The organism is Halobacillus sp. A1 (genome assembly GCF_024189295.1).
GTDB lineage: Bacteria > Bacillota > Bacilli > Bacillales > Halobacillaceae > Halobacillus_A.
In genome coordinates this window covers 1-15,411 of the sequence record NZ_JAIZEN010000040.1, presented here as the reverse complement: position 1 = coordinate 15,411, position 15,411 = coordinate 1, and the positions used below count along the sequence as shown (strand labels likewise).

The 15,411-nt window shown below is 40.6% G+C and carries 16 protein-coding genes; 5 read left to right on the top strand and 11 right to left on the bottom strand.

Going from position 1 to position 15,411, the window contains the following annotated elements; translation table 11 throughout:
- Positions 1 to 258 (top strand): hypothetical protein (locus LF817_RS19555; protein ID WP_253937494.1); only part of this gene is annotated, 258 nt, incomplete at its 5' end.
- Between the two features lie 171 nt (positions 259 to 429).
- On the opposite strand, the gene LF817_RS19550 is transcribed toward LF817_RS19555, so the two are convergent.
- The 4 genes from LF817_RS19550 to LF817_RS19535 form a co-directional block, all read right to left on the bottom strand.
- Positions 430 to 942: a MogA/MoaB family molybdenum cofactor biosynthesis protein gene (locus LF817_RS19550; protein WP_253937493.1), complete on the bottom strand. Its 513-nt coding sequence runs from the start codon at positions 940 to 942 to the stop codon at positions 430 to 432.
- Complete coding sequence (locus LF817_RS19545; protein WP_371925113.1) at positions 942 to 1,775, bottom strand: EcsC family protein; 834 nt, start codon at positions 1,773 to 1,775, stop codon at positions 942 to 944. Before LF817_RS19545 ends, LF817_RS19550 begins: the two co-directional genes overlap by 1 nt.
- A 412-nt stretch (positions 1,776 to 2,187) precedes the next feature.
- The gene (locus LF817_RS19540; protein WP_253937491.1) at positions 2,188 to 3,375 is read right to left on the bottom strand and encodes an acetate kinase; all 1,188 of its coding nucleotides are present in this window, start codon (positions 3,373 to 3,375) and stop codon (positions 2,188 to 2,190) included.
- Between the two features lie 122 nt (positions 3,376 to 3,497).
- Positions 3,498 to 4,490, bottom strand: a complete 993-nt coding sequence (locus LF817_RS19535) for a class I SAM-dependent methyltransferase (RefSeq protein WP_253937490.1) — start codon at positions 4,488 to 4,490, stop codon at positions 3,498 to 3,500.
- A gap of 232 nt (positions 4,491 to 4,722) precedes the next feature.
- Here LF817_RS19535 and LF817_RS19530 point away from each other — a divergent pair, with 232 nt between their 5' ends.
- Positions 4,723 to 5,526, top strand: a complete 804-nt coding sequence (locus LF817_RS19530) for an NAD kinase (RefSeq protein WP_253937489.1) — start codon at positions 4,723 to 4,725, stop codon at positions 5,524 to 5,526.
- A gap of 39 nt (positions 5,527 to 5,565) precedes the next feature.
- Here LF817_RS19530 and LF817_RS19525 read toward each other — a convergent pair whose 3' ends face one another.
- The 5 genes from LF817_RS19525 to ezrA form a co-directional block, all read right to left on the bottom strand.
- Entirely contained in the window at positions 5,566 to 7,155 is a 1,590-nt protein-coding gene (locus tag LF817_RS19525; protein ID WP_253937488.1) for an amidohydrolase, read from the bottom strand.
- A 70-nt stretch (positions 7,156 to 7,225) separates the two neighbouring features.
- A complete protein-coding gene (gene thiI, locus LF817_RS19520; RefSeq protein ID WP_253937487.1) occupies positions 7,226 to 8,428 on the bottom strand; it encodes a tRNA uracil 4-sulfurtransferase ThiI in 1,203 nt (400 codons plus the stop codon).
- A gap of 2 nt (positions 8,429 to 8,430) precedes the next feature.
- On the bottom strand, positions 8,431 to 9,567 hold the full coding sequence (locus LF817_RS19515) for a cysteine desulfurase family protein (RefSeq protein ID WP_253937486.1): 1,137 nt from the start codon (positions 9,565 to 9,567) through the stop codon (positions 8,431 to 8,433).
- Between the two features lie 131 nt (positions 9,568 to 9,698).
- Positions 9,699 to 10,010, bottom strand: coding sequence for a hypothetical protein (locus LF817_RS19510; RefSeq protein WP_253937485.1), 312 nt, complete (start codon positions 10,008 to 10,010; stop codon positions 9,699 to 9,701).
- A gap of 11 nt (positions 10,011 to 10,021) precedes the next feature.
- On the bottom strand, positions 10,022 to 11,713 hold the full coding sequence (gene ezrA, locus LF817_RS19505; protein ID WP_253937484.1) for a septation ring formation regulator EzrA: 1,692 nt from the start codon (positions 11,711 to 11,713) through the stop codon (positions 10,022 to 10,024).
- A 158-nt stretch (positions 11,714 to 11,871) separates the two neighbouring features.
- Here ezrA and hisJ point away from each other — a divergent pair, with 158 nt between their 5' ends.
- Complete coding sequence (hisJ, locus tag LF817_RS19500; RefSeq protein ID WP_253937483.1) at positions 11,872 to 12,681, top strand: histidinol-phosphatase HisJ; 810 nt, start codon at positions 11,872 to 11,874, stop codon at positions 12,679 to 12,681.
- Here the strand turns inward: hisJ and refZ are convergent.
- Entirely contained in the window at positions 12,662 to 13,267 is a 606-nt protein-coding gene (gene refZ, locus LF817_RS19495) for a forespore capture DNA-binding protein RefZ (RefSeq protein WP_253937482.1), read from the bottom strand. The genes hisJ and refZ overlap by 20 nt on opposite strands.
- 123 nt (positions 13,268 to 13,390) lie before the next feature.
- Between refZ and LF817_RS19490 the strand changes: the two genes are divergently transcribed.
- Entirely contained in the window at positions 13,391 to 13,870 is a 480-nt protein-coding gene (locus LF817_RS19490) for a GAF domain-containing protein (RefSeq protein ID WP_253937481.1), read from the top strand.
- A gap of 281 nt (positions 13,871 to 14,151) precedes the next feature.
- Positions 14,152 to 14,754, top strand: coding sequence for a 30S ribosomal protein S4 (gene rpsD / locus LF817_RS19485; RefSeq protein WP_253937480.1), 603 nt, complete (start codon positions 14,152 to 14,154; stop codon positions 14,752 to 14,754).
- A 151-nt stretch (positions 14,755 to 14,905) separates the two neighbouring features.
- On the opposite strand, the gene LF817_RS19480 is transcribed toward rpsD, so the two are convergent.
- Positions 14,906 to 15,058, bottom strand: coding sequence for a hypothetical protein (locus tag LF817_RS19480; protein ID WP_253937479.1), 153 nt, complete (start codon positions 15,056 to 15,058; stop codon positions 14,906 to 14,908).
- Between the last annotated feature and the right edge of the window lie 353 nt (positions 15,059 to 15,411).

Sequence of the window (15,411 nt, the reverse complement as noted above, 5' to 3'; positions counted from 1 at the left end):
GATTCAAAGGGAAGTCCTCCTTTTGATGTTTGTATTTGGTTGTACAAATGCATCTTACGGGAGGGCTTCTTTTTATTCAAGAGGTACAAAATTAATCCCACAGGAATCTCCTGTGGGATGAGAGTGATTGGTGAGATCCCCGAAGGCGGCAGCCTGAGGAAGCTCACCGCACTCCCACGGAAAGCGAGTCCATTCCTAAAACCACCTTCCACTCATCCCGATGACGGAACAGCAAAGATCCCACAGGAAAGCGAGTAGCTTCACAGCAATCCCAGCACTCTTTATCATAACGAACCGAGATTATCTCGAAATCAAGTCTTCCACTATCCTGCCATATTGTTGAATAACTCACTTATCAATATCAACTACCACCTTTAACATAGCCAAAACATAAAGCAACAACTCCACAGCATCAGTGGAGTTGTTGTTTTATAAATCCTTCCGCACTTCTCTTACAAGATGCTGAATTTCAGGGATAATCAGTTTATTCATGGCAAGCTTCACCGCACCACTTGACCCTGGCATGGCAAATATAATTGTATTGGCTGCTACTCCAGCTTCTGCTCTAGATAAAATCGCAGCTGATCCTATATCCTCGGTGTAGCTCAGCATTCGAAATATTTCTCCGAAACCCGGCACCCCCTTATCAAATAAGGGGGTGACACTCTCTATCGTAACATCGCGGGCGGCTACTCCAGTTCCCCCATTGATCAAAATGGCATCTACATCATTCCGTTCCATTCCATGGCGGACAGCAGCTTTGATTTTTAATTTATCATCGATTACAATCATATGATCCCTGACGATGTGGTTATCTTTATGAAGGGCGTCGCTGATGTAAGCTCCGCTTTTATCCGTCTCCTCTGTTCGTGTATCACTTACCGTAATAACCATACACTGCACTATATCAGGTGCTTCTTTTTTATGCTCTTCTACTGACACTACAATTCCCCCTTCTCCATAAGGTGTCGGTACTGATAAAACTTCGTAGCGAATTCCGAAACTCTTTTCGTTAGATTATAATTAGATTGAGCTCCGATCGCAACACTCACTAAAGGTATTCCTTGAAAGAGCTTCTTTCTAAACATTAAAATGAACAATGACTTGAATACTTGTTTCAAAGGCTGTTCAATCCAGGTTGATTCTGTGAGCCGGTCATCTCCTTCATAAATGAATGGAAGACTATTTGTTCCAATCTCTTCTATTAATTCATCCCATGCCTTTGCTTGCATTCTTTTTGGCAACGTCGCCGCATGAAATACTTTAAGAGAAATCATCATTTCGTAAGGGTGGTTCATCTCATAACCGAAAGTAAGCCCAACTAATTGAATCGTCCGGAGATTCATGCCCATCATCAGAGGAAAATCGACCCCCAGAAGTACGAGCCCACCTGTACCTGTCAATCCCCCTTGAGCAAATGAATAAAGCCGGCTGCGCGCTGTTTGTTGATCAGCTATGTAAGTCAATTGATCAACTGTCAGCTTTTTCATATCTTCCATCTGTTTCATATCCTCTTGAAAAATCCGGCCAACAGTTAATATCCGTTCTCTTGCATCCGTTTGAAAGTTAGTCCCCTGCAGAAAAGCATGTGTATGAAATAACCAATCATCAAGTTTCGAAAAGAATTTCTCCTGCCATTCAGGACTGATTTGATTAAAAGAATCTTGAACCCAGTCTGAATAAACCATCTCGAAATCATTCGCCTCATAACTGATCTGACGTTTACGCCACTTCTCGATATTTTCAAGCACTCTTTTTGTAGACAAAGGAACCACTCCTTTATTCTTTCACTTATTCCTATTGTATCCATAATATGAAAAGTTGAACATGGAGTGATGGGTTTCTTTGACTTAAAATCTAAATCTATGGTAATTGAAACCTTAAAATTTTTACAAGGTAGTTATTCAACTGTATGGAAGGAACGTGGTTCGTTGCCGTATTAGGAGTCAGGGGGATCTACTCGCTTTCCTGAGGGATGAACGAGACAGCTGAGACCCCGCAGAGCGAGGCAGCTCGAGGAAGCTCAGCGCCCGCTCCACGGAAAGCGATTCGTTTCTTTCCTCCCCTAAAATCGCACTATGTCTCAAAACTAAATCTTAAGTATAAGAAAGCTTCTATAAAGAAATTTGCTACCTGAATTTCAATTATAAAAATAGGTCAGCTTCAATGAGCTGACCTGTTTTAGGATTACAATCCTTTTTCTACTGTATCACGTGCTATCATAACTTCCTCATTAGTAGGAATAATCATAACTTTAACAGGAGAATGTGGATAGTTGACGAAAGCTTCTTTTCCACGAACCTGGTTAAGAGAAGGATCCCAGTAAACTCCCATGAATTCAAGTCCTTTAAGGACACGTTCACGAATAGAAATACTATTTTCACCTACACCCGCCGTGAAAATAATTCCGTCAATTCCATGCATACGGGATGCATAAGAACCGATATATTTGTGGATACGATTAGCAAACACTTCCAATGCTAATTCTGCACGCTCGTCCCCTTCTCCTGCTTTCTCCTGTATATCACGAAGATCGCTTGAGAAACCAGAAAGAGCAAGCATACCACTTTCTTTATTTAAAACGTTCATGACTTCCGCTGCAGATTTACCTGTCTTCTCCATAATGAAAGGAATCAAGGCTGGATCAATGTTACCAGAACGAGTTCCCATCGTAACCCCAGCCAATGGTGTGAAGCCCATGGAAGTATCAATCGATTTTCCGCCTTCGATGGCAGCGATACTTGCTCCATTACCCAGGTGACAAGAAAGCAGACGCAGTTGATCTACTGGGCGACCGAGCATTTCAGCTGCTCGTTCAGAGACATATTTGTGAGAAGTACCGTGAAAACCATATTTACGAATTCCGTAGTCTTCATAATACTCATATGGAAGACTGTACAAATAAGATTGCTCCGGCATTGTTTGGTGAAAGGCTGTATCGAAAATTGCAACATGCGGAACGTTTGGAAGCACTTCACGGAACGCACGGATTCCTGTCAAGTTAGCAGGGTTATGAAGAGGGGCCAGGTCAGAAACATCCTCTATTTCCTGGATGACTTCATCCGTAATCAAAACGGACTCACTGAACTTTTCACCGCCGTGGACGACACGGTGGCCCACTCCATCTATTTCATCCAGTGATTGAATAATCCCATGAGCTGTAAGCTTTTCTAGAAGCATTTTAACAGCTACCGCGTGGTCTTCGATATTTGTGACCGTTTTATCTTTTTCTTCATCAAACTCAATTGTAAACACAGAATCTTGTATACCGATTCGTTCAACTAATCCTTTAGTAACGACGGTTTCTTCAGGCATTTCAATTAATTGAAACTTTAAAGAAGAACTGCCTGCATTGATTGCAAGAATATTATTCAACGTTGTTCATCCCCTTAATTATAGGTTCGCATCTTTCTACCATTACCATTTAATCACCCGCACCAGCCAATTTCAAGGTCAAACCCATTTGATAACGTTTACTTGTTATATTTTTTATTTTCTCACAATTTTGTCGTTTTATAATCTTCAAACCATTGATTCATCTGAGCTAAAATATCAGACATTGCATTCGGATTTTTAAAGGATGGAAGCTTTACAAGCAAGGCTTGTTTAGGCGGCTTCGTTTCTTTCCCTTTTTTCTGCAGGATCAAGATGCTTTTGCCGTGTTTTTCATCTTTAAATAAAGAATCGGACAATTGCAGCATCCCTACAATATGAGCTTCTTCCCTCAGGTACTCGTTCAGTTTTTGTGATTGATCACTATCGAACAAGAAATTAGGGACTATAAACATAAGGTAGCCGCCTTCTTTTGTGTAATTCAATCCCTGTTCAATAAACAGATGATGTGAGTAAGAATGCTCTTGCTCTGCTTTCAGTTTATAGTCAGCCGCTTGCACTTCATCTGGATAATAGCCAACAGGGAGATCGGAAAAAACAAAATCGACAGGCTCCATCAAAAATGGCCTCAGACTGTCTTGGTGGAAAAATTCAATTTCATTTTTTTGGAGGTTGGCATTAGCCACGGCCAGCTGTATCAATGTTTGATCCACTTCACTGCCAAATGCCTCGACTTCCATGTCCAGCTGATTCATAACCGAAGTCATAAGGTTTCCAGTTCCAGCTGCAGGGTCAAAGATTTTGATAGCGTCGCTGCCTTCTAATAGTTTTGATGCGACATATCCCATAAACATAGCCACGGAATCGGGCGTTATCAAGTGCTGCTGTTGGGTAGCACCCTTCATCCCTTTAAGAATAGATAGCTGAACGGCTTTTCTTATCTCTTCTTTCTCATAATCTTCACGGTTCACTTTAACAAGTTCATTAGTGAGCTTCGTTTGAAGTGATCCTTCTATATCATCAAAAGGTTGCCCATTAAATAGTGTATCTAAAGTTTCTGCTAAGGCTTCTAGATAAGTTACGTTCATATCCTGCTCTACGATCGTGGCTGTTCCATCAATCCAAGTAAATAATTTTTCAACCTTTTCCTGATTCATCGTGGTCCTCCTATTTCATTGAAAAGGACGCTATTGTCAATAACACAACTTGCGCCCCATCAGTCTTTTATTTACGATCTTTTCTTCTTTTACCTTAACGGATAACGCAGGCTTATACAACATTTCACTATATTTGATATAAAAACAAATGTAAAGGCAAGAGGCAGATGCTATCTATTACATATGCTAGATGATAAAATACATACAGAAACTGTTATTAGGAGGAATTATGATGTCAAATCAACGTAGAAATCTTTATTTTTACTATCACCCTAATGAATACTTAAACGAGCAGTTACAACCCTTGTTTGAATTAGCAAAAGAAAATGACTTTGAAATCGTTGAAAATTCCAATGATGCCAATATCATCATTTCCGTTGGAGGGGATGGAACCTTTCTCCAAGCTGTAAGAAAAACAGGTTTTCGCCAGGACTGCCTATACGTGGGTGTCCGCAGTAAAGATGAAGCTGGTTTGTACTGTGATTTTGATTTAACTAACTTTAACGAAATGGTAGATTCTATGCTAAATGCAGAGCTTGAAGTCCGCCGCTTTCCTGTGATTGAAACAACGATCAATGACGAATCAAGCTTCTACTGCTTAAATGAATGCAGTGTACGCTCAACGTTGATTAAGTCGATAGTAATCGATGTCTATATAGATGATATTCATTTTGAAACGTTCCGAGGTGATGGATTGATTGTAGCAACTCCTACAGGAAGTACAGGCTACAATAAATCGACTAAAGGAGCTGTTGTAGATCCAAAGCTTCCATGCTTTCAAGTAAGTGAGCTAGCCTCTTTGAACAATAATCGCTATCGTACATTAGGATCTTCCTTCATTCTTGGACCGAATCGTAAATTAAAGCTGCACGTTTTACAGGATGGGAATGACTTTCCGTTAGTCGGAATGGATAATGAAGCATACTCCATCAGAAATATTCGCGATGTAACTGTTCGTTTGAGCGATAAAGAAGTCAAAACAGTTAAACTGAAAAATAATTCATACTGGGAACGAGTACAACGAACCTTTTTATAAAAGCCCCAAAAGCCAGCCTTATCCAGGCTGGCTTTTTCCTTACGTCCGCTGATACATGACCTCTCCATCAACTACCGTCATGTTCACCGTTGCATCAGCAAGCTCATATGGTTTTAGAGTAAATAAATCTCGATCAAGTATTGTAAAATCAGCTACATACCCTTCCGCAATTATGCCTTGCCTATGCTCTTCACTGATGGCGTAGGCACTACCTTTCGTATATAGCGAAATCGCTTCATATACAGAAAGCCTTTCTTCCGCTTGATATACTTCATTATCATAGGCAGCTCTTCGATCGACGGCTGCTCTTATTCCCAGCAGAGGATTAACTTCCTCGATTGGAGCGTCAGATCCTCCTGCACAGACAATGCCTGCATCCAATAAGGTCTTCCAAGAGTAAGAACTCTTTAACCTCACCTGTCCTAATCGATTGATTACCCAAGGAAAATCAGAAGAAACAAATGTCGGTTGTATATCTAATGAGATGTTCAACTTTCTTAACTTTTCAATTAACGACTGGCTTAATATTTGAGCATGAATTAACCGGTCCCTATCTCCCGTTTGCAAAGGATGCTCCATAACTGCATCAACCACCGCTTCAGCGGCTGCATCGCCGATCGCGTGGACAGCGATGGGCATGTTGCGCTTCCTGGCTTTCCTGACGAGTTCAAACAATTCTTGCTTTGAGTGCATGGGTACTCCTTTGTTTCCCCGATCATCTGCATAATCTTCGGACAGCCAAGCTGTCCTGCCTCCAAGAGCTCCATCGGAGAAAATCTTCATAGCCCCTAGCTGAACGAATTCCTTCCCTTTTTTAAAGCCTAAACCTTCTTCGTCCATAGAATCGATTACGCCATGGTGAACCAAAAGATGGGCTCTGAACTTCATATCCTTCCCATTGATCACTTCATAGAAAGCGTTTAAAGTTTTTTTGAATCCACCGTAATAATTCAAGTCTTCTGTGTGACCGCCTACAAGCCCATAAGCATGCATATCGCGCACAGCAAGCTCAGTCGCCTTATTTAAGTACTCTGGTGTTACAGCTGGCATCGCTTGTTTAATTAATTCCTGGGCCTGATCATGGAAGTACCCTGTCAGTTGATCATTTTCATCCCGGACGATAACGCCTCCCTGAGGGTTCTCAGTTTCTGAAGTTATACCGGCTGACTCGATAGCTTTCGTGTTAGCTAACAGCGCATGCCGACATACTCTCGTCAGCATCATAGGGTGATGTTTAGAAATCTCATCGAGTTCATCTTTATGGATGATCCTTTTATCCTGCCATTGGTTTTCATTCCACCCATCACCAATGATCCATTCTCCAGGCTCTAATTGCTCAGCATGCTGCTTTAGTGCCTGTAACACTTCTTCAGCCGATTTCATAAAGGTCAGGTCCAATCGCATCAGTCGTTCTCCATGTCCGATGATATGAAGGTGGCTGTCTGTAAACCCTGGGTACATGACGGAGCCTTTCAGATCGTTCTCCCGTGTAATTTCATTCTTATATTCACCGTATAGCTCCTGGGTATCACCCGCTGCATGAATCAATCCATTATTAGTGATGACCGCTTCTACCCATTCGCCTTCTTTTTTCATTGTATAAATTTTTCCTCCATACCATAATTCCACCGTATATATGCCCCTTCCCTCAATCAGAATAAAACCCACTATACAAGTATAGTGAGTTTAACTAACCTTATTATAGCAAATCGTCGAATTCACCCGTTGTTTTTTGCCTGGCTCTAACCTCCACCATCTCCGTTTGTTCAATAGCTTCAGTCAATTCTTTTTCGAAATCCACATTAGATTCGTAATAGTTAGCATTCTCACGAGTCGGCTTCGTCTTAGGAGCCTTGGGAACGAAAATCGTGCAGCAATCTTCATAAGGCAGTTTGGAAATCGGATACGTTTTAATCTTTCTTGATATTTCGATAATATCCAGCTTATCCATGGCTACAAGCGGACGGATGACTGGATAATTCGTAACGTCATTTATCGCGTTCATACTCTCCATCGTTTGGCTCGCTACTTGACCCAGACTTTCTCCAGTGGTCAGAGAAAGAATTTCTCTTTTCCTGGCAATCTGTTCACTGACCCTCATCATCATTCTGCGCATCACCGTCATCCCATAACCTTCAGGGATTTCCTGGTGAATTTTTTGCTGAAGGGCTGTAAAGGGTACGATATGAACGTTGATCGTCTGACCATATTTAGCCAATTCACTCGCCAAATCAAGTACTTTCTGTTTAGAACGATCACTTGTATACGGAGGGGAATGAAAATGAATCGCTTCAAGCTGCACCCCTCTTTTCATCGTCAAGTAACCTGAAACAGGACTATCAATCCCTCCAGATAACAGCAGTAGTGATTTTCCGGTCGTTCCAACAGGCAGGCCTCCAGCTCCAGGATAATCTTGAGCCGTAATATAAGCAGCGTCATTGCGAACTTCTATCTTCAATTCTACATCCGGTTCGTGAACGTTCACCGTAACTCCATCGGTATTCGCAAGGACGTATCCCCCCACTTTGTGGTTCAAATCCTGTGATCTGATGGAGAAGCTTTTATCTGCTCTCTTTGAAGATACTTTGAAGGTTTTAGCATTGTGGGCATCCTGAAAAGCATACAAAGAAGCCTTTTTAATTTCGGTTTCTTCTTTTTCCACTTTAACAGCGAAGCTTAACGAGTGGATCCCAAAGACCTCTTGACATTCTTTCATAACAGCATGAGGGTCTTCACCGTTAAGCACTACATACATACGGTCTCTGCTTTTCTTTACCCGTGTTCCCTTGAATGGTTCCAGTTTTTTTATTAAGTGGTTTTGAAGTTTTCTTTCAAAATAATTTCTGTTTTTTCCTTTGATCGCCATCTCACCATAGCGTATTAATATTAAGTCGAACTGCATGTTTATCTTCCCTTCTCAAGGTAACGTATAGCTGAATTGAATTCTTTCAAAAATAGATCAGCTTCTTCAATCGTATTGGAATAAGATAAGCTTATTCTAATGGCTGACTTTGTCACACTTTCTTTCAGATTACATGCTTTTAATACTGAGCTTACGTCAGGCTGTTTAGAAGAGCATGCTGATTTTGCTGAGACAAATATATTTTTTTTCGCTAAAGCGTGAATCATCACTTCTGGTTTAATACCAGGTACCGACACATTAATAATGTGCGGCGCTCCAGATAGAGGCGAGTTGACAATTACTTGCTCCATCACGTTTAGCTGATTAATCAAGTGGTGACGCAAGTGAATTAACTCGTTCAACTGTTTTTTTTCTTTTTCCTTAATCATTCGTAACGCTTTTGCAAAAGCAACCATTCCTGGAAGGTTTTCAGTTCCTGACCTCCGGTTGGCTTCATGTCCTCCGCCGTGAAATAAAGGAGAGAGCAGGACCCCTTTTCGCACGTATAAAATTCCAGTACCTTTTAAACCATGTATTTTATGACCGGATATACTGCACAGGTCCACTTTAGCTTTTTTTAGAGAGAGAGGCACCTTACCGATCCCTTGTACGTGGTCCGCATGAAAGAGTACTTTAGGATACATGCCCGCGATGTCCCCGATTTCCTCGAGGGGCTGAATTGTTCCTAACTCATTATTCACAGACATAATGCTTATTAAAATAGTATCTTTTCTGATTAGTGACTTGATCTCTTCAGGATCGACTTTACCTGAATGGTCTACAGATGCGTATGACACTTCAAAACCATTCTGTTCAAGCTCTTTAAATACTTCGAGAACAGAGGGATGTTCTACTGACGAAGTGATCAAGTGTTTACCTCGTGTCTGATGCTGAAAAGCAATACCTTTAATAGCTAGATTGTTGCTTTCCGTGCCACCTGAAGTAAATATCACTTCTTCAGTTTCTATTCGCAACTGTTCAGCCACCGCTTGTCTCGTTCTCATTAACAGTCGTTCTGCATCACTTCCTAAGTAATGTAATGATGAGGGATTAGCAAAAAATTGGGTGGCTGCCTTCTGATACGCAGTCATTACTTCTTCAAAGGGCTTAGTCGTCGCACTATTATCAAAATATATCATAGGATTAGCTCCTTTAGATTTGAATCGCAGTTCATAATCTTATCACATTTGTTCAATAAAAGATATTATGCTCCTTCGCGCAAAAAAACTAGCATCCTTTATAGGATACTAGCTTTGAAGTTTCTTTAAAGTCAATCTTCCAGCTCTAGAGTTTTCAATAAGGTATCGATACTGATTCTTCCGTCTTCACTCATATCATCTACCCATTTTTTTGTTATCACCGTTTCTCCAATGACCGTATTCATTCTACGCTCTTCCTCTTTACCTTCTTCAGGCAAATTGATACGCTCTACACCATATTGTCGTTCAGCCAATGATGTAGGAATTGATTGACTATGACTCGAAACAACTTTTTCTCCGGATGGGTCGAAGAAAATTATGAGCACTACGGTCCAAATGGAAACGGACATAAATGCCAATATCGTTAACAGCCACCTTTTCATCCAATCACTTCCTATACCGGTACTTCCCTTTTCTCTTCTATACGGCTTAGAGCCCCCGGATCGACTTCTTCAACTGCAGAAGCGGCGCGCTCCAAAGCTTCCTCATAGCGATAAGACCTGAAATCATTCTCCGCTTCCATTAATCTGGCAGCTATTAAAGGATATTTGCTTCTGTAGCGATTGCCGTATTGAATCATGCTTTCCGCCATCTCGGCTTGATGAAGTAATTCTTTAGCTTGCTTATTAACATGCACGGTATGATGTACAGCTTTTTCTAATTTCTCGTGAACTTCGTGCATATCAAGCGGCTGCTTCTCCAAGCTTACGAATACTTCTTCTATATGCTCGCTTGCCGCTTGCATACCTTCGAAAAATAAGGTTGGGATGCCTGGCAGATTGCTTCTCTTTAAACGACGATCCGTATCATTGATCAACTGCTCCATTTCAGAGAGTTTTGCTTTTGCTTCAATTTCATCTCTCCGCAATGTCTGGACCCTCTCATTGAAGTTATGGTGATTAGCTTTCAACTCTTCCAATTCTTCCTTCATTATATCCAGTTCACCTTTCAATTGGATACGAGGTGTTTGTTCATCTTCCAACGCTTTGTTCAAGCTTAAATATTTCTTCTTCAATTGAGTCATCATTTGAACAATATTCCTATGTGTTTCTACATCTTCATCTTCCATTTGATAGGTCATTTGCAATTCTTCAATTTCTTTATTCGTCTCTTCCATTACTTCTTCAAGCTCTTCTAGCAAAGTTGTAAGAGATGGATGCTGTTGATCAACGTAGCTATGGGCAATCGCTTCTCTTTCCAAGGACTGATACATCTCTTGAATTCTTGGTTCTACTTCGTCAATGAGCTGTTGAACATCCTCTTGATCGCCCTTCTCCATCCGATTTGAATGATTCTTCAACTGTTCCTGATAATTTTCTATCTCAGGAAGAAAATCCAATTGATTTACTCGATACCCCTCTTCGTCCATCTCTTTTATCCCGTTGAGAAGATCGGACAGCTGATCAGGCAATTCCTTGGAAGTTTTTTTAAAGCGTTCAGGGAATAACTCGATTTCCACTTTCAGAGTTTCTAACGTCTCCCTAATGGATTGGACTAGATCACTGGCCTCAATATAATTCCCTTCTGAAACCAGCTCTTCATATTCACTAAGCTTATTTTCAAGATCTATTATCCTTGCCTCGAATAAAGCGGCCGCCTTACCGTATTGATGGCGACTATGTATAATTGTTCGCTTAAGTTCCTTCAATTCTGGTTCAAGCGCTTGAATTTCCTGCCTGCTGCTCTTCTCAGAATCCAGTAGAACCTCTAACTCTTCATACATGTTTGTTATATCTCGCTCAATCGCTTGCAGTTTTTGTTCAGTATGATTTAAAACTTTTTTCACTCTAGTCAGCCTGTATCGATCCGCTGACTCTTCCGCATCGAACAGATCTTCTTCTAAATCGGGAAGTTCCTTCGTAAGAATTTGCTCCCATCGAGTGCGCCAAGATTCAAATCTGTCCTGCGTCTCTCCTGAAAGATTCAAAGCCTTCACTCTTGACAATTCTTCCGAAACATTCCGGTGCATGATATCCATTTTCCAGCCTTCAAGCCGGTCGACTTCATCATATATTTTCTTTCGCCAAATCAACCCAACAATAATCAGTGCTATCAGTATTATAATGCCCCCGATAACGTAACTCATAGACAGCCTCCTTACAATATGTATCTTTGTCTAAGCTTAATCGTCCATAATTAAAATTAGTTGTTTATTATGATACCATGATAGATACCTGTTTGGCTAAAATATTTCAAAAATATTAGTTGAATTACAATGAATTTAAACAAAAAGGAGAACGCCTCATGTACGATGGTCACATTCATACTCCATATTGTCCACATGGTTCAAATGCCTCTATTGAATCCTATATAGAACAAGCAATTAAGTTAGGATATTCTTCTATGTGTTTTACAGAGCATGCACCACTTCCTCTTAACTTTGAGGACCCTGTCCCTGACCGAGACAGTGCGATGTCAATGAAAAATATAGAAAGTTATATCAAGGAAATCAATCAGCTTAAACGAGTGTATGAGTCTGATATCAAAATCAACCTCGGCCTCGAAGTTGACTATATAAAAGGATTTGAACAAGAGACAGCAGGTTTTTTGAACGAGTATGGACCCTATTTAGACGATAGCATCCTTTCCGTCCATTTTCTGGAAATCAAAAACAAATGGTACTGCATCGATTTCAGCAAAGAGATGTATAAATCAGCTGAACAAGCAGCACAGACTAGTGAATCATTATACAAGATATATTTCCAAGTTCTCGAGGATTCCGCACTAAAAGATCTGGGTCCCTATAAACCGAACCGGATCGGTCATATGTCTTTAATTAAAAAATTCCAAAACATTTATGCCCCTCCTGCTAATTGGACGGACATGGCTGAGTCATTTTTAGACATTGTAAAGAGACAAGGGCTGTCACTTGATTACAATGGAGCAGGATTAGTGAAAGAGTATTGTAAAGAATCTTATCCTCCTGCCGCCATCGCTGCCCTTGCTTCTAAAAAAGGAATACCTCTTATATATGGATCTGACGCTCACCACCCTCAAGGTTTAAAACAAGGGTATAGTCAGCTGGAAACTTCTCTTATATCGAAATCGCCTTAGGTAATTTCAAAGTGCTTTGTTTGCTCATGATTTCAGCGTATGTTTGGACGAAATACTGAACAGAGTCCTCTGACATATAGAACCCTTCAAACTCCTGAGGCATCATATGAGGCACGTTAAGCAGCCCTTTGAATTGCAATAAACAAAGCTTTTCCTTAAAATTCAAATCGAATTTCGTGTGCTTTTTGAAGAGGATTTGAGACAGTAAGTGATTTTCTTTCGCAAGATAAGTGACGAGCATTTCTTTAGCGAATACAGTATTTAAAGATAGTTCACGATAAACCAAACAAGATAGTTGATAATGAACTTGTTTATAATGTAAAATTCCTTTAATTAATTCTAATAAGTCAGCATGAATTTTCGCTTCCGCTTCGTGTTCAAGCATTTCTAAGTAGGGTTCGAAATATTGGACTGCCAGGGACTCAAACAATCCTTGCTTGCTTTTGAAATAATAATGAATAATTGAAACGTTAACCTTCGCTTTTTTAGCGATATCACGTACAGAAGTCCCATTAAATCCATTGCTGTAAAACAAACTACAAGAAACATCCAGAACTCTTTGCCTTGTATTCATTTCGCTGTTCATTTTGGATTCCTCCCTACTAGGAATAGTTCGGCACTCATATTGTAAATCCTTTTAAAATCGTACATCAAAACCCGACAATTCATTTAAGAATTTGTCGAAAAACTAACTCAGGAGGGTCATGAAATGTTTCAATCCACTCAGTATAAAGGTACAAAAGAAGATCAGTATGCACTGCTCATCAAACAATTGGACGCGTTATTAGAAGGAGAACCCGATGAAATCGCTAATCTTTCAAACGCTTCTGCCCTGCTCAATCAATTTTTAGAAGATGTGAACTGGGTCGGTTTCTATATATGGCGCAAGGACGAGCTTGTTCTCGGTCCTTTCCAAGGGCTTCCAGCCTGTGTAAGAATTCCTTCTGGTAAAGGAGTTTGCGGAACCGCAGTTTCTGAGAGAAAAACCCAGCGAATCGAGGATGTACACGCATTTCCAGGACACATCGCTTGTGACGCTGCAAGTCAATCAGAAATCGTCGTACCAGTTATAAAAAATGGAGAGATTTATGGAGTGTTGGACATCGACAGTCCTTCTATCGGAAGATTTGATGAAACAGACGAAAAATATCTCACTCAATTTGTGGACACATTGCAAAAGCATATTTAACTTCCAAAATTACAAGCCGGCTGTATATAGCCGGCTTGTTTTATGAATTCCATAAAGAAACTCCTTGACTTTTCTTCTATATTTCTTATATAATAGCCTTTGTGTAAAATAAACGGCAGCCTATGTGAATCCAGCGACTGTTTCATTTTATTCCTCAATTTGAGGTGCATCGTGTAACTCTCTGCTGCTGGAGCGATGGTGCATGAAAATAAAATGTACAGCGTGATAAGGAACACACTGTTTTTATTTTATGCAAAATAAAATAAAAGGAGGAAATACCTATGGCACGTTTCACAGGATCTACCTGGAAAAAATCACGTCGATATGGCATTTCTTTAAGTGGGACTGGTAAGGAATTAGAAAAGCGCCCTTACGCTCCTGGACAACATGGTCCAAACCAACGCAAAAAACTATCTGAATACGGCACTCAGCTTCAAGAGAAGCAGAAGCTTCGTTTTATGTATGGATTGACTGAGCGTCAATTCCGCCGCATGTTCGAAGAAGCCGGTAACATGAAAGGGATCCACGGTGAAAACTTCATGATTCTTCTTGAATCTCGTTTGGATAACCTTGTGTACCGTTTAGGTCTAGCTCGTACGCGCCCTCAAGCTCGTCAGCTAGTAAACCACGGTCACGTTACTGTTGATGGCGGCCGCGTAGACATCCCGTCTTACCGCGTGAAGCCAGGCCAAGCAATTGGTCTTCGTGAAAAATCTCAGAAATTGAATATCGTGGAGGAAGCGGTTGAAGTGAATAACTTCGTACCTGAATACCTTGCATTTGATGCTGAAAAGCATGAAGGTTCTTACTCTCGCTATCCTGAACGTTCTGAGCTTCCAGCAGAAATCAACGAAGCTCTTATCGTTGAATTCTACTCTCGTTAATTTCTGCACTATGCAGGTTAACACAGAAAAAGCCCTTGAAATGTTGTTAAATCAACATTTCAAGGGCTTTTCTTTTTTATATCGGAAAAGAAAATTTAAAAGAACCAGAAACATCATATAACGTTTCTGGTTCTTGTTTATTTTAGCAGTATTAAGAATTTTGCTGCATACCGCCTGCCACTTTGGCTGCTCCTTGAATCATGCTTGTAAGTTGATTGGACTGGCCTGTCATCATACTGTAGGTTGCTGCACCGATACCTACAGACGCCACGATCGGTAACCACTGAATATTTTTATAGTTCATCTTCATATCCACCTCACAATACAATTTTTTGAAGCTCTCTTATTGTTGCCTGACCTGCAATTAATATAACAGCCAATCGCTGGTAAAACTTATTTTAAAAAGCTCTTTTACATGACTTTCAAAAGCAAAAATTCACTGTTGAAATATCTTAGCAACTTTTACAGCTAATAAAAAAACACATGCTATTTTGTATATGGAGTTTGCGAAGAATTGTTCTTATACTAACTGGCAGGATACTTGAAGACTTGAATTCGAGACATTGGGTGAGTGGAGCAGGGCGGCGGGGAATGACTCGCTTTCCGTGGGAGCGCGGTGAGCTTCCTCGGACGTCCCGTCCTGCGGGATCTCACCAA